This is a genomic window from Chryseobacterium proteolyticum (assembly GCF_046591535.1).
In the GTDB taxonomy this organism is placed as follows: Bacteria; Bacteroidota; Bacteroidia; order Flavobacteriales; family Weeksellaceae; genus Chryseobacterium; species Chryseobacterium proteolyticum.
On sequence record NZ_JBJLWK010000005.1, the window covers coordinates 79,499 to 98,765 of the forward strand.

General features: G+C 31.0%; 16 protein-coding genes, 1 tRNA gene and 1 pseudogene. 6 read left to right on the plus strand and 12 right to left on the minus strand.

Annotation, left to right across the window (positions count from 1 at the left end):
- Positions 1-40: 40 nt before the first annotated feature.
- The 5 genes and pseudogenes from ACJ5H0_RS17995 to rbfA form a co-directional block, all read right to left on the minus strand.
- Positions 41-1,845, minus strand: a pseudogene (locus ACJ5H0_RS17995) (DUF349 domain-containing protein).
- Positions 1,846-1,915: 70 nt separating this feature from the next.
- Positions 1,916-2,659: a shikimate dehydrogenase family protein gene (locus ACJ5H0_RS18000; RefSeq protein ID WP_411251096.1), complete on the minus strand. Its 744-nt coding sequence runs from the start codon at positions 2,657-2,659 to the stop codon at positions 1,916-1,918.
- Positions 2,660-2,721: 62 nt separating this feature from the next.
- Positions 2,722-4,509, minus strand: coding sequence for an endonuclease (locus tag ACJ5H0_RS18005; RefSeq protein ID WP_273650700.1), 1,788 nt, complete (start codon positions 4,507-4,509; stop codon positions 2,722-2,724).
- 49 nt (positions 4,510-4,558) lie between these two features.
- Complete coding sequence (locus tag ACJ5H0_RS18010; RefSeq protein WP_273650701.1) at positions 4,559-5,764, minus strand: ABC transporter permease; 1,206 nt, start codon at positions 5,762-5,764, stop codon at positions 4,559-4,561.
- Between the two features lie 3 nt (positions 5,765-5,767).
- A complete protein-coding gene (rbfA, locus tag ACJ5H0_RS18015) occupies positions 5,768-6,127 on the minus strand; it encodes a 30S ribosome-binding factor RbfA (protein WP_273650702.1) in 360 nt (119 codons plus the stop codon).
- A gap of 91 nt (positions 6,128-6,218) precedes the next feature.
- Here rbfA and mce point away from each other — a divergent pair, with 91 nt between their 5' ends.
- From mce to ACJ5H0_RS18030, 3 genes are all read left to right on the plus strand, one after another.
- Positions 6,219-6,617 carry a methylmalonyl-CoA epimerase gene (mce, locus tag ACJ5H0_RS18020; RefSeq protein WP_172283698.1) on the plus strand — a complete coding sequence of 133 codons (399 nt, stop codon included), beginning with the start codon at positions 6,219-6,221 and terminating at the stop codon, positions 6,615-6,617.
- 62 nt (positions 6,618-6,679) lie between these two features.
- Positions 6,680-6,753: transfer RNA gene (locus ACJ5H0_RS18025), tRNA-Ile, on the plus strand.
- A gap of 213 nt (positions 6,754-6,966) precedes the next feature.
- Positions 6,967-8,181, plus strand: a complete 1,215-nt coding sequence (locus ACJ5H0_RS18030; RefSeq protein ID WP_411251101.1) for a site-specific integrase — start codon at positions 6,967-6,969, stop codon at positions 8,179-8,181.
- Position 8,182: 1 nt separating this feature from the next.
- Here ACJ5H0_RS18030 and ACJ5H0_RS18035 read toward each other — a convergent pair whose 3' ends face one another.
- Complete coding sequence (locus ACJ5H0_RS18035; RefSeq protein WP_411251106.1) at positions 8,183-9,655, minus strand: hypothetical protein; 1,473 nt, start codon at positions 9,653-9,655, stop codon at positions 8,183-8,185.
- Positions 9,656-9,983: 328 nt separating this feature from the next.
- Between ACJ5H0_RS18035 and ACJ5H0_RS18040 the strand changes: the two genes are divergently transcribed.
- Together ACJ5H0_RS18040 and ACJ5H0_RS18045 are read left to right on the plus strand one after the other, a co-directional pair.
- Entirely contained in the window at positions 9,984-10,862 is an 879-nt protein-coding gene (locus tag ACJ5H0_RS18040) for an ATP-binding protein (RefSeq protein ID WP_411251111.1), read from the plus strand.
- On the plus strand, positions 10,840-11,919 hold the full coding sequence (locus ACJ5H0_RS18045; protein ID WP_411251114.1) for a DUF3871 family protein: 1,080 nt from the start codon (positions 10,840-10,842) through the stop codon (positions 11,917-11,919). Before ACJ5H0_RS18040 ends, ACJ5H0_RS18045 begins: the two co-directional genes overlap by 23 nt.
- Here ACJ5H0_RS18045 and ACJ5H0_RS18050 read toward each other — a convergent pair.
- Together ACJ5H0_RS18050 and ACJ5H0_RS18055 are read right to left on the minus strand one after the other, a co-directional pair.
- Positions 11,916-13,802 (minus strand): ABC transporter permease, encoded by a 1,887-nt coding sequence (locus tag ACJ5H0_RS18050; RefSeq protein WP_411251116.1) that lies wholly within the window; start codon positions 13,800-13,802, stop codon positions 11,916-11,918. The genes ACJ5H0_RS18045 and ACJ5H0_RS18050 overlap by 4 nt on opposite strands.
- Positions 13,803-13,934: 132 nt before the next feature.
- On the minus strand, positions 13,935-14,363 hold the full coding sequence (locus tag ACJ5H0_RS18055) for a hypothetical protein (RefSeq protein WP_411251119.1): 429 nt from the start codon (positions 14,361-14,363) through the stop codon (positions 13,935-13,937).
- Positions 14,364-14,550: 187 nt separating this feature from the next.
- Between ACJ5H0_RS18055 and ACJ5H0_RS18060 the strand changes: the two genes are divergently transcribed.
- Positions 14,551-15,639, plus strand: a complete 1,089-nt coding sequence (locus ACJ5H0_RS18060; RefSeq protein ID WP_411251122.1) for a DUF4238 domain-containing protein — start codon at positions 14,551-14,553, stop codon at positions 15,637-15,639.
- 2 nt (positions 15,640-15,641) lie between these two features.
- Here the strand turns inward: ACJ5H0_RS18060 and ACJ5H0_RS18065 are convergent, their stop codons facing one another.
- Genes ACJ5H0_RS18065 through ACJ5H0_RS18080 form a run of 4 tightly spaced genes read right to left on the minus strand, consistent with a single transcriptional unit; the run spans position 15,642 to position 19,187 of the window.
- The gene (locus tag ACJ5H0_RS18065; protein WP_411251125.1) at positions 15,642-16,208 is read right to left on the minus strand and encodes a hypothetical protein; all 567 of its coding nucleotides are present in this window, start codon (positions 16,206-16,208) and stop codon (positions 15,642-15,644) included.
- 16 nt (positions 16,209-16,224) lie between these two features.
- Entirely contained in the window at positions 16,225-17,541 is a 1,317-nt protein-coding gene (locus ACJ5H0_RS18070) for an ATP-binding protein (protein ID WP_411251128.1), read from the minus strand.
- Entirely contained in the window at positions 17,519-17,962 is a 444-nt protein-coding gene (locus tag ACJ5H0_RS18075) for a hypothetical protein (protein WP_411251131.1), read from the minus strand. Before ACJ5H0_RS18075 ends, ACJ5H0_RS18070 begins: the two co-directional genes overlap by 23 nt.
- Positions 17,943-19,187, minus strand: coding sequence for an SIR2 family protein (locus tag ACJ5H0_RS18080; RefSeq protein ID WP_411251134.1), 1,245 nt, complete (start codon positions 19,185-19,187; stop codon positions 17,943-17,945). Before ACJ5H0_RS18080 ends, ACJ5H0_RS18075 begins: the two co-directional genes overlap by 20 nt.
- Positions 19,188-19,267: the final 80 nt, after the last annotated feature.

The window sequence follows — 19,267 nt, forward strand, 5'->3', positions numbered from 1 at the left end:
AAATTTCTTTGCTTCGCCTTGGGTGTTATTTTTTTATCTGTTATTCTCCGACAATAATGTTGTGAAGATTCTGTTTTAAAGTTTCCAGATGAGCTTTCTTCTCATCAATCGTGTTGAACGTATCTGCTAAAAGAGGATTGTCCCTTGAAGGTTTATTGAAGAATGAAAGGTTGTTCTCTAATTTAACGATTTCTGATTCCAGGTCAGAGATCTGGCTCTTCATTTTTCTTGCCTTATCGGTTAATTGATTTTCAGAAAGACCGTCTTCTTTCAACTCCAGTTCATTGATCTTATTCAGCTTTAATTTTTCTCTTAAAGTCTTGTTGAATTCGGAGTTGATAGAGATCTTATCTCTAGGAACTTTTCCTACATTATTCCATGCTGTTTTTATCGTCTCTATTTTTTCAATACTTCCTTCATCGTTAGAGATCGTTTTCAGCTCTTCAAGAAGCTCTTTTTTCTGTTTGTAGTTCTCCTTCCAGTTATCTGTAGATGCATTGCTTTTTTCTCTGTAGTTATTAAAGAAAGTATTGCAGGCATCACGGAACTCATCCCAGATCTTGTTGGTCATGCTTTTTGGAACATGGCCGATTTTTTTCCAGTCTTCCTGAAGCTTTTTAAATAATGGAACGGCAATATCCCATTCTTCATTATTCATATTGTCCTTGGCAGTCTGGATCAGTTTTAATTTTTCCTCCAGATTGGTTTGCTGAGAACCCTTCAAAGATTTATAATAATTGTTCTTTGTCGTATTGAAATTCCTTAGAGTGGTTTTAAAATCATTCCAGTTTTGGTTGGATAACTTTCTTGGAACACTTCCCGTTTTCAAAAACTCTGAACGGAGATCCTCAACTCTTCTGATGGCATTTTGCCAGTAATTGTGGTTAGGAGTTTCCGCAGGTTCGGATAATTTCTTTATCTCTTCGATAATCTTGTTCTTCTTTTCAAGATTGTCATTCTGTTCAGTTTCTATGGCTGCGGAAAGCTCAGATTTTCTTTCGTGTATCTTATTCGAAATTTCTTTGAACTCTTCCCATGTTTTTTCACGGAATTCTTCTGCTACAGGTTCTGCCTCTTCTTTCCAAAGCTTATGAAGATATTGCAGCTCATTCAGCGCTTTTTGAATAACGGGCTCATTTTCCAGTTCTTTAGCACGGGCAATAATATGCTGTCTTTTTTCAAGATTATGACCATATTCCTGCTCCAGAAACTCTTTATTTAAATCCAGCATTTGATAGAATTGATTCAGATGGTGGAAATAATTATTGTTAAGGATTTTAAATTCAGATTTTGCTACCTGTCCCGCGTTAGACCAGTCTTCTTTAATCTCACGGATCGATTTGAATAAATTGGTATTGGGTTCGGAATTGGTGTAAAGGTTTTTAAGCCTTTCAATAATTCCCTGACGATGTTCCAGATTCTTTTTTTTGTTCTTCCTCCAGTCCTTTCTGGAAATTGTCATGCTTTTCTCTGAAGATATTAACCAAAGCTGAAAGCTTAGATTGAGAAGGGTGCTCATAGCTGAAATTTTCAGGAGCATTCCCGGCTTCTACATATTCGTGCTTTTTGTCCTCCACTTCATCATGGATGTAATGACTTGCTTTTTCTTTTAACTGGTTGAATTTTTTTTACATCCTCGCCCGCATTAGGAGCGTTGATGATTTTTTCCATTTCCTTCAATGCATCAGCCAAAGAAATATCAGTATCTGCTTCCTCTTCCAGATGTTCAGCATCATCATGCTGGTTTTCTTCCTGAGGTACAGTGTTTTCTGAAGTTTCTTCATTTGATCCTTCGATAGAATTTTTACTTTCTTCGTTTTCAGAAAGGTTATTTTCTGTTGTCATAGCAAATCTTTTATGTGAATGGCGTTTATTATCTGTCGCACGTAGCTAAAAAGCCAATTAATGCACTAATTTATGTTATTTTTTTTTGAAAATTCCAAATTTCCCAAGCTTTTTCTGCTTGCTGTTCAAGCATATAATAGCCATTTACAGTCTTTGCTCCTTTTTCCGAAGCATTAATAATGAACTTCGTGTAATTGGGATTGTATATAAGATCGATGATCAAATGTTCGCGGGAAAGTCCCTCAAATGGGAATTTTAAGCAATCCTCAACATTCGGAAATGTACCCACGGGAGTAGTCTGGATGATCAGCTTGTGGTCGTTTACTGTTTCTGTATCCAGATTATCAAAATTTAATATAGATTTTCTGGAAACGGTCTGTGAAGAAATGCCATTTTTATCCAATACATATTGTACCGCTTTGGCGGCTCCGCCATCACCTAAAATCAATGCCGAAGTATGGTGTGGTTTTTTATGGAGAAGAAGGGTTTTTTCAAATCCGAAAGCATCCGTGTTATAACCCGTTTTCTTTCCATTTTCAATTAAAACACAATTTACAGCGCCTATTTTTTCAGCTTCTTCACTCAAATTGTCCAGATAATTGATGATCTTTTCTTTATACGGGATGGTCACATTAAAGCCCAGTAGCCCAGGTGTTGAAAACAGGTTTTCAACCTCTTCGATTTCCTGAAGATCAAAAATACTATAGGAGATGCCTTTCAGCATTAGTTTTTGGAATTTATCTTCAAAGAATTTTTTGGAAAAAGAATAAGAAATATTTCTTCCTATTAAGCCTAATTTTTTATTGGAATCCATCTATCAAAAATAAAAAAAAAGACCGAACAAATCGGTCTTTATAGATTAAAATATTTTTAAGATTATTCCACAATGAATTTTGCAGAAATGTTGTCTGTTTTTAGGATGTAATTTCCTTTGATCAATCCATTTAAATGAATTTTGTTAGAATTTTTGAATGGATTGTTAATCACCCGGATCAGTTTTCCCGACAGATCATAAATCTCTGCTTTGGAAATTTTATTCAGCAGTTCACCTTTTACATAAAGCTCATTATTTGTAACCGGATTAGGATAAACCACAAATGATGATGGATTTTTAGTGGCATCAACAGTAGCTAATGTTGAATTACATGTCCAGCTAAGATCATCCATTGCGATTCTGTTTGTTGCAGATGATGTTGTGATGATTTTGATCACGGCATTTCCGGTAACATTAATATTACTGATCGTTGTTGTTTGTACGGAAGCGCTGTACGGTATGGTACCTACAAGATTTCCATTGATTTCAACATTCAATGTTCCGGCAGCTCCACTATACTTCAATTGGGTCGTTAGTGTTAAGCTTTGTATACCTCCTGAAATGGTAGAGCTTGTTAAGACTCCATTTTTTATCGTGATGGATTTTCCATTGATCGTTTCATCCGTTCTTGCAGAGGTAGCATTCCATGTAATTCCATTGCTTGTCCATGTTCTATCGATGTAAGAACTAGGATTAGGAGTGGTTGGTATGGCATCAAAAGTTTCGGTTCCACAACTTCCTCCTGCCGGTGATGCCAAGGTAGTCCCTTGTGCGATATTGCTCTGAGGAGATGAATTTCCGCCTGCATCCTTAGCAATTACATAGAAATCATACGTAGTAGAAGGAGATAATCCGGAAACCACTGCCGTAGTTCCTGTTACGTAAGTTTTGAATGTATTGTTTGCATAAATATCATAACCAATTACGCCTATATTATCGGTTGCTGCCGTCCAGCTCAATGACATGGAGTTAGAAGTAGGGTTGTTGGCTATCAGGTTGGTCGCTGCTGTTGGCGCCTGGGTATCGATAACCGGAGTTCCCCAGATCAGTGCCACATATTCAGGGTGATCGATATAAGGGTTTCTGTTGTTTTGATAAGCATAAGATGCATTGTTTCTTGCAATTTCCTCCGGTGACACCGGATCTGCCGCATGCCATGCCAGCAACTGATTCAGTTCCCACGATTGAAGCCCCGGGAAAGCAGAACCTCCCAAAATATTCCCTGTGCTGAAAGTAGAAAGCTGGGCTTCATATCTTGTTACGAAATAAAGGACCATTCTTGCTATATCGCCCTTAAAAGCATTATTAGGTTCAAATACAATACCTGTATATCCTGCAGAAGCAGAACTTCCAAGCTTGGATCCGTTTTGGGAAACGAATGTTGGTACGTCTACAACTCCAAAAGGGTAATTAGATCTCATACCATTCACCTTATAATCCGTAGGACGTATAAAATGAATGTCAGATTTCATGGGAAGGTTTTCACTGAAAAGACTCTGAGGGACAATATGCTCTCTGTTGTAGCAGGTTCCTTCAGGTCCATTGTTGCTGCCGCATTGATTGACTATAAAAGTATAGTTATAATTATCCGGTCCCGCTGGGTTTTCGGAATAGATGTCCAGAACGGTGCCATCCATCTCGTAAAAATTGTCTTTGTCGGTGGATTGATAGGCATCCCAAAGGTCGTTATAGGTATGTTGAACATATCCGGTAGAAATAATTTCCTTAAGTTGGGTTTTTAATGAAGGGCCGGTTAATCCAACAGCCGAATCATAATAGCCTGCAGGTATCTGTGCTAATGTATAAAAACAAGCTAATACCAATAAAAAAGAAGATAAAATTCGTTTCATTATTTAAAAATTGGGTCGCAAAGGTAAAGAAAATACGATCTTACGTATATTAATTTTTAGTAATATATTCCTTGCTTATTTTTGAAAATACCCATGAAATAATGAAGCCGAATAGAGATGCCGTAACGGCTACAATGATATAATTTTTACCTACGATCTTTACCGGGAACGGCAAAGTTTCGTTGGCTTTAAAAAATTCTGTAAACAATTGGAAATAGCACAATGCTGTCCCCAGAATCAACCCGGAAATAATCCCTGATATTACAATAAGGACCCCGGTGTAGAAGTAAATTCTTCTCAGGTGGCTTAACGGGAATCCAAGCGAGATCAGTGATCTGGCCTGTTCTTTTTTATCCAGTTGCAGAATGATAATGGCTCCAGCCAGGTTAAAGGTCGTAATAAAAATAACCAGCGCGAAGATTAAATAGATGAAAAGCTTTTCCGTATTGATCATTTTCCAGAAAGCAGCATTTTCTTCTTCTTTGGTCTTGATATCAATCCCTTTGCCCAAAGTAGAAAGTAATTTACCTTTAACGATATCTGCATTTTCAGGATTTTTTAACTTGATGACGATCTGGTAGGCTGAATTTTTGGGCAGGTTCAATAGTTGCTCCGTCAATTCAATCGGGGAAATGATGTAACTGTCCAGCTGATCTTTTCCCGGAAAAATACCGGTCACCAGAATGTCTTTTTTATTATAAATATCATCCTCTTTATTGATAATCCCAAGTCCTGGTTTCGGCATAAAAATGGTGGCATAATCCTTTGAAGAAGCTACCGGAATCGAAAGCCTGTTATCCAGTGAATTTTCCATCAATACCTCATTCGAATAATCGAAACTTGGATAGCTGCCGTAAAATACGTCTTTATTGATGGGATTGACTACGGTATAAGCTGAATCCACTCCTCTCAGATAGGCAATGTCTCCTTTTCCGTTATAATTAATGTATACTTTTTCCTCAATGACACGGGAAAAGCTGGTAATATCTTTGTTTTTTTTAAGAAGATCTTCAATTTTTGGCAGGTTCTTTAAGGTCTTGCCTGCAGAGCTCTTGATCGTAAGATCCGCATGAAGATTAGAGATCAGATCCTTGTTAAGATCCTCAAGGCCCGAGAAAACTGAAATAATGACAAACATTGCAGTAACGGCAACCATCATTGCTCCCACGGATAACCATGTGATGAAGGTAACGGCAGTGCTTCCTTTTTTTGCTAAAAGGTATCGGGAAGCAATATAGAATGCAATGTTTTTCAAAATTTATAATACAGGATTGTCTCCCTCGCCTCTTAATTCTTTTTCCAGTTTTTCAACATCATCAAGAGAAGTGTCAAGATAGAAACTAAGCTGTGGAATGATACGAACTTGTTTAGCCATTTTCTGGCCAATGAAATTTCTGTACTGAGGTTTGTTCTCCTCAATCTCCTTCATAATATGTGAACGGAATTCCTGAGGGAAAATACTTAAGTAGATCTTTGCTATTCCCAGGTCTGCAGTTACTTTAACATCCGAAACAGAAACCAAAATGTTCTGTTTGCTGTCAGCTGCCTGTTTGCGGAATAATTCTGCAAAATCTTCCTGTATAATCTGTGCTACTTTTCTTTGTCTGTTACTTTCCATAATTTATGCAAATTTAGTACTTTTGTTTGAATTGCTCATTTGAAATGTAATGGGTATTTCAAATTTACGATTTAATTATAGTATTTTACTTATGAAGTTAGAACATATCGGCATTGCCGTAAAATCTTTAGGGGTTTCCGATGAACTTTTTGAAAAGCTTTTAGGAAAACCTTCCTACAAAAAAGAAACTGTAGAAAGGGAAGGAGTAGTGACCTCGTTTTATGGAACCGGTGAAAGCAAAATCGAGCTTCTTGAAGCCAGCAACCCGGAAAGTCCGATCTCAAAATTCATCGATAAAAAGGGAGAAGGCATCCATCACCTGGCTTTTGGCGTTGAAAATATCGTCGAAGAAGTAAAAAGATTAAAAAAAGAAGGTTTTCAATTTATCTCCGAAGAGCCAAAAGAAGGTGCTGATAACAAATTAGTTGTATTCCTTCATCCTAAATCCACCAACGGAGTGCTCGTAGAACTTTGTCAAGAAAAGTCATAAAAAGTTTTGTAGTGAAAGAAATTTTACTATTTTTGCAAGCACAAAATTTAACCAAGTTTTGAGGTCCTATAGCTCAGTTGGTTAGAGCACCTGACTCATAATCAGGTGGTCCCTGGTTCGAGCCCAGGTGGGACCACATACAATCAAGCACTTACAGAAATGTAGGTGCTTTTTTTTATTTACTAAAGCTGTTTTTCAATAGTTTACTATTCTATTGAATTCTGTAATTCTAATTACTTCATTCTTTTTCATATTGATTTAATGTCTAAAAAGGCATACAATTGGGTTGCAACTTTTAAATTTTGGGTTGCATATTAAATCACACATTTTTAATTATTTACGATAACTAATGAATATAAATATTTTAAAAATCCTATTTTTAATTTCTGCAACCAGAATTAATAAACAAGGATTAGTACCTATAATCTGTAGATTAACCTTTCAAGGAGATAGAAAAGCATTTTCTACAGGATTGTTTATAAATCCTAATTATTGGAATAGTAAACAGCAGAAAGCTAAACCACCCAATGATGAGAATACTTTTATCAATTCCCAATTAAGCCTGATTAAGAATGAAATTAATCAGGCTTTTTTATTTCTACAGGTTAACGAAGAGACCTTTGATGTAGAAGATGTTTTTCTAAAATATAAGGGGAAAATTCCCAAAAAGAACAAAACAGTACTTCATGTTTTTAACGAACATAATGATAAGTTAGAAAAGCTGGTTGGTAAAGACTATACAATTGGTACTCTTTGGAAATTTAAACAGGCAAAACAATTACTGAAAGACTATTTAAAGCACCAGTACAATAAGAATGATTATCAGTTCAAGGATATGAATTTGAAGTTTGTTCAAGATTATGAGTTTTATCTAAAATCTGAAAAGGATTTAGCTCTTGCAACTGTTAACAAAACAATACAAAGATTCAGAAGAATGATTAGAATAGCAATTTCAGAAGGAATAATTGATAAAGACCCCTTTATTCTTTACAGAGTTAAATTAATAAAGAAAGAGGTTGTTTATCTTACTACAGAGGAACTTGAATCACTTGAAAAGTATCAATTTTCACAATTCAGATTACAGCAAGTAGCTGATATGTTTATTTTCTGTTGCTACACAGGCTTGGCATATAATGAAATGTCAAACCTGGAAGCAAAACATATTGTTAAGGGATTTGATGGGAATGATTGGATTAAGATGATTAGAGAGAAAACTCAAAAGGAAATCTCTATCCCTCTTCTGTCTAAAAGTGCTAACATAATAGAGAAATATCAGGAAATTGGTAATGAAATTAAAATATTACCTAAAATAAGTAATCAGAAATTCAACTCTTATTTGAAGGAAATTGCAGAGATAATTGGTATTCAAAAGAATCTTACTCATCATATGGCAAGAAAAACCTTTGCTACAACTGTGTTATTATATAATGATGTGCCTATGGAAGTGGTGAGTGAACTTTTAGGGCATTCTAAAATAACTATTACTCAGGAACATTATGCTAAAGTGGTAAATAAGAAAGTGAGTGAGCAGATGATTAAATTAGGAGAAAAATTAAAAAGGTAGTTTAAGCTACCTTTTTCCATTCTTCAAATTTTAAATTAGGTGGAATTCCTATTGCATTTAACAGTACGTTATGTAGTATTTCTTTAACAAAATCTTTATGCTCGTCAGTTGTGATAATTGCATCATGCAAGGTAAATAATGGGGCGTTTGGTCTTAATTCTGAAATGATTTTACATGCTTGATGAAGAACTAAATCAGCTTCAAGATTCTGTAATACACAAGCTAATGTTCTGTGTTCACTCTGTTTTATTGACCTATACATCTCATAGACATTAGGAAAGTTTTCTTTAAAAATCTGCATAGGCTGATTATAAGCTATGGACTGATTAGGACTAAATATTGAACTGAAAATTATTTCCTTTGCTTGTTTTCTTATTGGATTATCTTGATTAATTAAGCCTTTAGAACTTAGCAGTTCACCGAACTTCTCATATAGCTGACCAGATTTTACAATTTCAATAAAACTAACAACATCGTCAAGTTTAGCAAATTCTTTAATCTTCTTTTCCAAAAAGTAAGGAACAAAGTTCTCATGCTCTATATTTATTTTATAGGATTTATTGTACAATCTGATTCTTTCTAAAAGTTTATTGCTTTTATATTTATTCTGATTGAAAAACACAGTAGATAAATAGGGTTGAGAATTGGTTACATCAATAGCAACTAAAGGTTTTCCATCATATTTGACAAACTGTCTTAAATCTCCTTTGAGTTGAGTTAAAACAGTATGAAGCCTGCCTGCTGTAGAGTCAATAGTATGAATAAATTCTTGCCTTTGTAGTTTTAACAAAACAATGTATCTGCTATTAAACCTTGACATTGCTTTATACTTATCAAGGAAATGTTTTTCATCTTGACTTCTCAAATTCTCTAAATATAATTTAGCACCTTTAAAATCTATTGTCAATTTATGATTATACCATTTAAGAAGATAACCTAAGTTGTTTTCAGGTTCAAAATTTATTGAATCTTCACAAGTTTCTTTTGGTTCAATTGAGATAAATTCTAATATGGATTTAATTAAGGTTTTCTTGGTAATAAAAACTCTTTTTATTTCAGTTTGATATTTTGAAGAAAAACAGAATCCCCGTGATTGTTTACCCACAATATATTGTTTTCTTTCTTCAAGAACTTTATTTTCAACTAAGTAATTTAGATAGTCCCTATATTTTCTTACTCTTCTTTGAATTAAAGGACTGTAAAAAGGAATAAATTCGTATTCTACATCTTTATTTTTTGAGTGAATGTCAGTAATAAGATGTACTAAATAAAGAAAATAATCTTTGTGATATTTAAAATTAGGAGGATTGTGTTTCACTAATTCAGTAATATCAAAATTATTGGGAATATAAACAGGAAAAGTTTTAGGAAACTGTTTATATTCTTCTACCTGAAATACCGCATCAGGATTTTTTTGGGGTTCACTTCCAAGATGGTTCTTGGTGGTATTAAGTGTTGTATTATTTAACAACATAACCCCTTTCAGAAGAAAGGGCTAATTCCTAAGAATTAGGCTGGATTAGATTTTTAGAGTAGAACCACCAACACTCCTAAATGAATCCTTGCTTCATGTTTTATTCAAAGAATTTCAACCCTCAAATATACAAATTTATATGACTTCTCATTAAAAATAGAGTGTTAAATTAATTATAAAAAATTGATTATCAACTTGGTATAGTAGATAGTTGAAAATTAGTAGTGAAATTAAAGACAAGTTAACAGCTGAGAAAGATATATAGATAAGTATATACTATCATATGAACGATTACATTTTTAATATTAACCATTAAACAAAAAATATTATGCAATTAAGACAAAGCGAAAGAAAAAGAGCTAAGATAAAAATGGCTCTACAAGGTGCATCAGGAACAGGTAAAACGTATTCTTCCTTGCTCATCGCAAAAGGATTGACTAATGGTGACTTGTCAAAGGTAGCTGTTATTGACACTGAGAATGGAAGTGCTGATTTATATGCTCATTTAGGCAACTACAATGTTTTGACAATGTCACCACCATTCACACCTGAAAATTACATTAAAGCTATTGATGTTTGTGAAAAAGAAGGAATGGAAGTTATTATAATTGATTCCATTTCTCATGAATGGGATGAACTATTAGATTTTCACTCTAAATTGGCAGGAAACAGTTTTACTAACTGGGCAAAGGTCACACCAAGACAAAAGGCATTTGTGGATAAAATTCTTCAAGCCAATGCTCATATCATTGCTACTATGAGAACTAAACAGGATTATGTATTGAATCAAAAAGATGGTAAATACATTCCTGAAAAAGTAGGTTTGAAGTCAGTTCAAAGAGATGGATTGGACTACGAATTTACTCTTGTTTTTGATATTGATATAAAACATTTCGCAGTATCAAGTAAAGACAGAACTGGTTTATTCATGGGAAAACCTGAATTTCAGATAAGTGAATTGATAGGGAATTTGATTTTAGATTGGTGTAATAGTGGCGTACCTGGACACCAAAATAATCTTAATGAACAGCAGGTAATTCAAAAAATCCAATATTGTAATAATATAGCTGAATTATTGGCTTTGTACAAACAATATCCTGAATATCAAGAAAACCTTAAACCTCATTATGAAGAGAAAAAGAGTTTCTTAATACAATTATCAAATCCTAAAAATTATTCAACAAATGGACACACTAAGACACATTAAGCCTGCCACTGTAGAGCAGGCTTTTGATTTAAGACCAGCAAAAAGTGCTAACATAATAGAGTTACCAAAAGAAAATATAATAATTAATAATATTAAAGAAATTGATGAGATTATAGATTTTTCTCAAAATTCAACTTATGAAAATAAACCTTTTATAGAAGCCAATACGCAAGAAGTTCATTTGCAATATTTGAAAAATGAATGTATCATACCTGTATTCAGTAAGGATAACGAAAAGACCATAAGTCATCAAGAGTTTATAGAAATCTCTCAAAATTGCATTTCTAATGTATTCCCCAACCATTCTATCACTGAGCCTGAAATAAGGGTTTCTCACCAAATCAAAGGGAGGACTCCAGGTGCTATTTACAAGAATGTAAAGGATTTATTAGACCATGAGAAAACTATCTATTATGAAAGGATGGCTTTTATTGTTAAAATACCTGCAATTACAGATATTATCAATGGTAATGAGCTGTCATTAACAATTGGTGGTGTTAGGGCCTATAATCAGGAAAATCTGTACAATAAGAAAACTTTTGAAAAGTTTAAATTCTTTGTTGGTTTTCAGAATAAAGTATGCTGTAATCTTTGTGTTTGGAGTGATGGGTTTGTTGACGATTTAAAAGTAAGCTCCTATGAAGAGCTACAATCTAAACTTTTCCAGGTACTTAACAATTATAATGCAGAGAAACATTTATCAGAAATGAAACAGTTTGCAGATTACTCATTAACTGAACATCAATTTGCTCAATTATTGGGGAGAACAAGATTGTATCAACATCTGCCTAAAAAAGAGAAATTAAAGATACCATTACTCCAATTTACAGATGGTCATATTAATACCATTACAAAAGATTATTATGAAGATGAAAGTTTTTGTAGAGATAATTATGGAGATATAAATCTATGGAATCTCTACAATCTCTTTACACAAGCCAATAAGAGCAGTTACATAGATACTTTCTTAGATAGAAATTTGAATGCTTTTGATTTTACTAAAGGTATTCAACAAAGTCTCAGTGGTAATTCTGATTATCATTGGTTTTTGAGTTAATTAATACCACTCTGCTGTTGTAGGGTGGTATTATTTTTCATCTTTTTTATTTCAGATTCCAGATTGTCAATCTTTTTACCATAATCATTATTAAAATAGTATCTAAGAAATAATAGACTTCCACCAAAAAAAAGATAAAGAACAATAATTAAAATAATATTTCTTTTTTTTAGAATCTTTTCTCCTCGTGTAAAGATAAATAGTACAATTAAAAATGAAATTAGAGAAGCTGAAAATATAATAAAGAATATTAATGCCGTGTAAGTATCTTTTATAAATGAGAATCCCGACACACCGCCAATAATAAATGAAATTACAGCTGTAAATAGAGAAAGACGTTCTAAGTCTCTAATATCCTTTTTTTCTAATTCTTTGACCTTTTGAACTTGCGGGTTTATTTTTTCATATACATCATATTTTCCCTTAAATTTTAGAAACTCATTTTTGATTTCATTAAATTCTTTAAAATACTTTGTTGGAGATAGGGGAAGTTGAAAGTTAGATTGTAAAAAAACAGGAATATCATTGATTTTAATTAACGATTTATCATACTCAAAAAAGTATAAAAAAACTAAATTCCTTTCAGACCATTTTATGTCCGATTTATAATTATCAATTATATTTTCTCCCAATAAAAAAAGCTTTTGTGTGACTGCTAAATAATCTTCAGAAGAATTATCATCAATTTTTCTTATTTCTTCTACGATAAATTTTAAATACTTATAGTTTACAAAAAAGTTTTTTACTTCCTTACTTTCCTGAAAGTCTTTTATGTATTTATACAGATGATTTATAGTCTCTAAAGAAGCATCTTTAGTGCTTATTAAAAAGGAGAATTTATTATTTAGAGCGTAATTATAATCTTTAGCAAAAATGTATCTGTTATAGTCGGAATCGCTTAATGAAGATTCTCTTTTTTTGATTTCTTCAACGTATTGGCAAAGAAGGATATAGTCTTTTTTAAAATCTTTTGTATATTTAATTAATTGGTGCAGTTCATAAAGAGTTAATTCATTCAATTTTTTTCTCTTTAAAGAATGGTAAATTACTCTAAATCTATCATTGCTCGCAATCCCATCACTATAGTGAAAATCAATATCATTCTTCCATTTGGAAATAAAAACATTTGTTGAATCTTCAAATTTTGGTTCAATGAAAGCACCGTCTTTTAAATATTTTACACTAATACCTGATCTTTTTCTTCTTATCACCCATTTGTATCGTAGAAAATCACATTTTTGTTTTAAGATGTTCTTAAATGTTGTGTCAAAATCATTATTATTTAGTTCGTGAGAAATATTTAGCAGAGTCTTATAATCTCTTTTTTCCACACTAAATTGATTTTCAATTCTTACAATTACAATATTATATCCAAATATTTGAAGCCATTTAGCTATTTCCTCTTGAGTTTCTGTCTTAGTATAAATATCATTTTCATCATCTGTATTAAATTCAAATAAGTAGTCGGTATTTTCTAAATTATAAATATCATTAAGATGTACAATTAACGATATGTATGATGTAACGCAGTAATTAAGAGGAAGAATAAAATTATCTTGAAAAAATTTATTGTTGAAGCTGAGATTATCTTGCTCAAAATAATAAGAATTTTCTCTTATTTTATTTAAATTCTGTGAAAGTTCTTTCAGAAAAGTTAAGGTATCGGGAAAGACATATTCTCCTTTTGTAATAGATAAAACTAAGTATTTTATAATTTCTTGTGTTTTTTCTATAGAAAATTTCTTTAAATCTATAGTGCCAGATGAAATAAGTCCATAACAATAATCTACGTCTAAAGTAATTTTATCGGATCTCCAAAAATCCTCTTCAAGAAGAGGATTAATTATTATTTCTACATTATGTTTTAAACTATTTTCAACCATATTTAGAATGATTGAATTTCAAGATTTTGAAAATCATTTCTTATTAATTCTGGTTCTATGTAAGAAATCTTAGAATAAGAAGAATTAAATTTAGAAATCCATGAATTCCAACTATGGCTTAACTCAACTAAGTCAAATGCTTTCGCCAATATTAATGTGAATTTTCTTTTTTTTTAGTTCTAATACGGCATTTTTAATTTTACCTTTTTGAATCATAGATAATTCTTCAGTGTTTGAATTTAAAGATTTTTGTACATCATCCCAACTTATATTTTTCAATTTTAAAGAATATCTATCTAAAGAGAAATAAGTTAAATCAGAGTATTGATTGTAAACATCTAATTCAACATGTCCTAATGGCATCGCATGAAAATTATTAAAAATATTTAATAGTGGATTATTATTTTTTGCATCAATAGCAACAGTGAAAAATAGTAGTTTCAATGATTTCAGAATACTTAAATCATTATTTGTATTAAAGTCTTCTAAGTGTCTTGCCTCCATATCCCACTTCATTAATTCGCATAGAAAATATTCAAAAGCTAATTTTTTAGTGTCCATATGTTATGTATTTGTTTGCAAAAATAACGTTTTCTTAATCTAAAATTACATTTTTTATTCATTACAAAAGTCAAAATTCACAACTTTAACAAATATTAATTAGTAGACCTATCAATATTAAAATATTGATTAACGATAAATTTTAATTCTAAATGAATTTATTATATTAGTTAATATTTCTGTCAATATGAAACAACATTATGTTCCAAAGGTGTATCTAAAAAATTTTGGAGAGAAAAATAAACGTACATATACTATAGAAGTTTATGACAAACAAGAAGAAAAATTCTTTAAGGTTGCAACGGATAATATTTTAGCTATCACAAATCTTTATACTTTAGATTTACCAAGTCAAAAATCAGATAATCCTTTAGCTGTAGAAAATGTCTACGCTAACTTTATTGAACCTATGTTTGACAGGTCAGTAAAAATATTATTTGATGAAAAAAGAACATATATAAATAATTTAGAAAGGTCTGAAATTATAATTTCTATTCTTCATTTACTACATAGGAATCCGCATGTTTTTTCTAAAATGATAGATGAACATATCATTAATATTCAAAATCTTTATGACCATGCAATAAAAACAAGCGAGACAAGGTTTAATTATTTAGACGAGACATATTTAGTTGAGGATTTCGATATTGATTTGATAAGATCTGAAGTCAGTTCTAAAATTAACAAAATATTTAGAGAAAATCATCTTGACTTTACAGCAGCATTTTCTGAAATGCATGAATTTTTAATTATTGAGATTCATACTATTAAAGATGGTTCAGTTTTCTTCACTAATGATAACCCTGTCATTTTTGATGATATTACATCTGAAAAATCAAACAATCCATTTAAAAGAACAGTGGAATTCTCTTTACCATTAAGTAAAAAACATTTAGTTAAATTATTTCATGACAAAAATAAAATGGTAAATTATATTTATCGTCATAAAATTTCAAATTTTAATGTAAGTTTGATTAATAATGAAACTATTTCAAAAGCAAAAAGATTTGTTATTTGTAGTGAAAATGATTATCAAAAATTTTTAGAACATAAAGATATTATTGATGATACTTCAATTCATAGAAAAATGGATATTTTAAAACAAATTATTGCAGATTGCGAAAGAAATAATAGTCAAGATGATGCCTACTATCTTATTAAATTATATTATGAAAAATATAAAAGACAGAATAATGATTTGTCAAAGATTGACGAATATATTATGATGCAAGAATTTAAAAAACTAAATGCAAAAAATAAAATGTCAAAGATTTAACATTATTCTTTCCTGAATTTGTCTATAAGATTATTTAAATTTATTCCTATCCCAGCAACATTCGGTTTTAATTCTAAATTATCTACATCTAAAATTTTTTCCCAAAAAGATTCTTGTTTACCCAGGTTTAATTGTCTTTCTTTCTTTAGACTTTTCCTTATTTTATCAAGTTTTGCCTTGTACTCAGGTGTATAATTAGGTTTATTCAAGTAATTTTTTTCAAAGTCTTCCATTTTCTTCATAAAATTAAATGGATTATTACCAATTAGTTTTTTACAAATCTCAGTATGAAGCCACATTGATAAACTATGTAATCTTGATTGGTAACCTGTCAGTTTCAAATCGCCATTTTCTACAGCTAAATCGCCGTTTTTAATAACAAGTTCATGGTCACCTTTTTTATCAATACCTTTTAGTAGATAGTTTATATCTTTATATAGTTTCTCAATAAAATTTTCATTTTCTAATCTTAATGGATTTATTACTTTTTCTACATATTCATCTAAAGATTTTATGTCAGTATTTCTAATTTCTTCAATAATATTTAAATAGTCTTCTGGTTTAAGCATTTTATAGAGTTTATTGTTAAAATAGTGGTGTACTTGAGTTGGGTTCAATTTTAGGTAAATCAACTTTAAGCATAACAGGCATGGGAAAATCAACCCCCATAAGTATTGCTTCACCAGAGCCTAAAACAGGTAAAAAAGCTAAAGTATCTTTATTGGCAGAGGAGCAAGCATTTGCAATTGCTTCCTTGTCTTGATGATTAATCAGTCTGTGAGATATAAATGTTCCTATTTGACTTAAAGTTCCTACTGGAATGTCTCTTGGCATTTGTGTAGCAATACACAGGAAAAGTCCATATTTTCTGCTTTCTTTTGCTATTGTATCAAATGAATTTAATTCTGTTGATTCAAAATACTCATCTTTAACCTTTTTATTTAAAAACTGATGTGCTTCATCGACAAATAATACTATAGGCTGCTTCTTAAATTCTCCTTTTCTTGATAGATTAAGTAAATATTTCCCTATAGCATTTGCCAAAATCTCTCTTACCTGAAAATTATAGGGAATATTCTCAAAACCAATTCTCAAAACATTTTTGTCGCTTTCTAAAAATTCTTTTATAATTCCAATTAAATCTTTATTGTCACTTTGTTCAAAGCCAAACATTTTTTTATAATCATTATCATTGAGAATATTATTAATCCTCATAACAAGACTTGTGCTATTTCCCCAATTTCTCCCGTCATGACCTCCCCACAAATTTCCATTATCATATACACATTCATTATAAATCTGTCTTGCCACAAGATTAATATTAAAATCCGATACTGATATATCTTCAATAATATTTTTATACTTGAAGTACATATTTAAAAATGGATTTTTTGGCATACTATCTTTCAATATACAGCCATAATCAACTACAAGATTTTGTTTGTCTTTTATTTTAAAAATGATTCTTTCTTTTGTTTCCGACTCTACAGAATGTTTATCCTTATTTTTAATCATACATTCCGCAATTTTTAAAGACTTAATAGCTTCCAAAAGAATGGGCTGTTGAACTTGACCACCAGGTTTGAACAATACAAACAAGTCACTAATAGTTAAATTTTTATATGAAAAATATGAGTCAGTGATTAATACTGTTTTTTCAACATGGGGGTTATGATCATACGTTGAATATTCCCCAGTTGGATCAATTATAATTGCTTTTCCTTTATTCTCAATTATTCCTTCAATTAACTTACTGACGGTATAACTTTTTCCTCCTCCTGTAGTTCCAACAACAGCACAATGTCTACTAAACAAAGCTTGTTGAGAAAGTTCAATAATGGTATTTTTATCATAAGTTAATTTCCCGAATTCAATTGTTTTAGCATTTTTTTTTATGCTCATCTTTAACTCCAAATTCTTTAAAATAATTACTTATAAATTCAGAAGAACATATAAAAACTTTTGCTCCAATGAGAGGTAAAGAGTTTAGCCCTTTATCAATCTTTGTAGGATTAAATAAATCAAAAGAAATTAGTATTTCAATTTTGCCAGTAGGATGAAAGTCTTTTGTATTAAAAGATTTTTCACTTAATTCTAACCTTTCTTTTTCTGGTAAGCTTAGCTCTAATATTTTGCCCAAAAAACCATATTTTTCCCCTTCAATTACTACATAGCTTCCAACTAAACCGCCTTTTAGATCTTCACCATAAAATGAAAAAGATTTCATTAAAACAGAAGAAGGAAAATGTATTTTTACAAATTGTGGCGATACTTGATTAATATAACCGATAAAATGACTATGATTAAATGGATTTTGTTTCATTTGAATCCTTATTAAGGTTAATAATAATCTTATTTGTGTCTTCTTGATTGTATGATTTCAAATCAGGATAGTTTTTGGCGAAATCTACAAATGTTTCTGCAATAAAAGTGATATTACTATGCTCTTTTGCTGCCTCTATAAATGGTTTCAGGTTCTCATTTGATGTATCAATACTTCTGTTAATTATTATTAGTTGAAAACTTGGGTTTTGTTCTAAAGCTTCTTTAATAGCTGTAACAATATGTTTATCACCAAAGCTAAACCCAATACAAATAAGTAATATATTTTCATTTCTTAAGGCTTGTTGAAAACGAGACATCATTTCAAAGTATGGTTGATCATATGAACTTTCATATTTACTTTGATTAGGATAAATCATAAGTGCGTCATCAACATTTTCCTTTTGGTAAATTCTATTCATTTCTTTGCACCAATCAATTGAACCATGAAGCTTATATAAGTGAAATACTTTAGGAACAAAATTATCCTCTTCTTTTACTCTACTATTATTTCTTGAAACTATATCTAAGTCAAAGTTTCGACCACTGAACATTCTCGGTTGTGAAAAAGAGAATCCATCAAGAATCGTAAAGTTTCCTACCTTACCAGCTTGTTCAAAGAGGGTGTCATAATTGAGTGTAAATAATTTCAATCTTGGAAATGTAACCTTTCTTTTTGTTATTTTGTTAATAAACAAGGTATGAGGAGAGTTTTCTGGAAGTTCTAAGGTACATCTGTCTTTTATAACATTTTTAATTTTGTCTACGCAATCAGCAATATCAATCTCGTCTTTGGGTATATAATCTTTTGCTGTATTTGCTATAGATAATAATTTTTCCAAGTTTTTGATAATTTCCCCATTATCATATTTATCATCATAATTTAGCTTTTCGCATAACAAGGTAAATTTAGCTGTTGTTAGCTCATTTTCTGAATCATCCCAGAGTTGGGATAATATTTTACCTTTTTTGTCCGCATTGCCAATACCAACTGATGAACCTGCACCAGTAAGGATAACTAAGTTTTCAAATTGATTATTAAGAAGTTTCTTATAAAAATTTCTTTTTATTTCTTCGGCGTATGCTTCTTTATTAGGATTTTCGTCATCTTCAAAGACATGTACAATATTGTCGATATATACATCTTTAACAATACTTCCTTTAGAACTATCTTCAATATATGTAAGTGCAACTGAATTCTTACCGTTCAGGTATAAATATTTCATGGGTATTAGATTTAGTAATAAAATTACATATTTTTTTTCTAAAAAATTTTTCTGTAAAAAAATATTCACTCACAGAGTCC

Excerpts from the sequence above, each read along its gene's own strand:
- ACJ5H0_RS18080 (WP_411251134.1), bottom strand. The coding sequence starts at position 19,187 with ATGAAATATTTATACCTGAACGGTAAGAATTCAGTTGCACTTACATAT.
- ACJ5H0_RS18055 (WP_411251119.1), bottom strand. The coding sequence starts at position 14,363 with ATGGACACTAAAAAATTAGCTTTTGAATATTTTCTATGCGAATTAATG.
- ACJ5H0_RS18075 (WP_411251131.1), bottom strand. The coding sequence starts at position 17,962 with ATGAAACAAAATCCATTTAATCATAGTCATTTTATCGGTTATATTAAT.
- ACJ5H0_RS18005 (WP_273650700.1), bottom strand. The coding sequence starts at position 4,509 with ATGAAACGAATTTTATCTTCTTTTTTATTGGTATTAGCTTGTTTTTAT.
- ACJ5H0_RS18065 (WP_411251125.1), bottom strand. The coding sequence starts at position 16,208 with ATGCTTAAACCAGAAGACTATTTAAATATTATTGAAGAAATTAGAAAT.
- ACJ5H0_RS18040 (WP_411251111.1), top strand. The coding sequence starts at position 9,984 with ATGCAATTAAGACAAAGCGAAAGAAAAAGAGCTAAGATAAAAATGGCT.
- ACJ5H0_RS18060 (WP_411251122.1), top strand. The coding sequence starts at position 14,551 with ATGAAACAACATTATGTTCCAAAGGTGTATCTAAAAAATTTTGGAGAG.
- ACJ5H0_RS18000 (WP_411251096.1), bottom strand. The coding sequence starts at position 2,659 with ATGGATTCCAATAAAAAATTAGGCTTAATAGGAAGAAATATTTCTTAT.
- rbfA (WP_273650702.1), bottom strand. The coding sequence starts at position 6,127 with ATGGAAAGTAACAGACAAAGAAAAGTAGCACAGATTATACAGGAAGAT.
- mce (WP_172283698.1), top strand. The coding sequence starts at position 6,219 with ATGAAGTTAGAACATATCGGCATTGCCGTAAAATCTTTAGGGGTTTCC.
- ACJ5H0_RS18030 (WP_411251101.1), top strand. The coding sequence starts at position 6,967 with ATGAATATAAATATTTTAAAAATCCTATTTTTAATTTCTGCAACCAGA.
- ACJ5H0_RS18070 (WP_411251128.1), bottom strand. The coding sequence starts at position 17,541 with ATGAGCATAAAAAAAAATGCTAAAACAATTGAATTCGGGAAATTAACT.
- ACJ5H0_RS18035 (WP_411251106.1), bottom strand. The coding sequence starts at position 9,655 with ATGTTGTTAAATAATACAACACTTAATACCACCAAGAACCATCTTGGA.
- ACJ5H0_RS18050 (WP_411251116.1), bottom strand. The coding sequence starts at position 13,802 with ATGGTTGAAAATAGTTTAAAACATAATGTAGAAATAATAATTAATCCT.
- ACJ5H0_RS18045 (WP_411251114.1), top strand. The coding sequence starts at position 10,840 with ATGGACACACTAAGACACATTAAGCCTGCCACTGTAGAGCAGGCTTTT.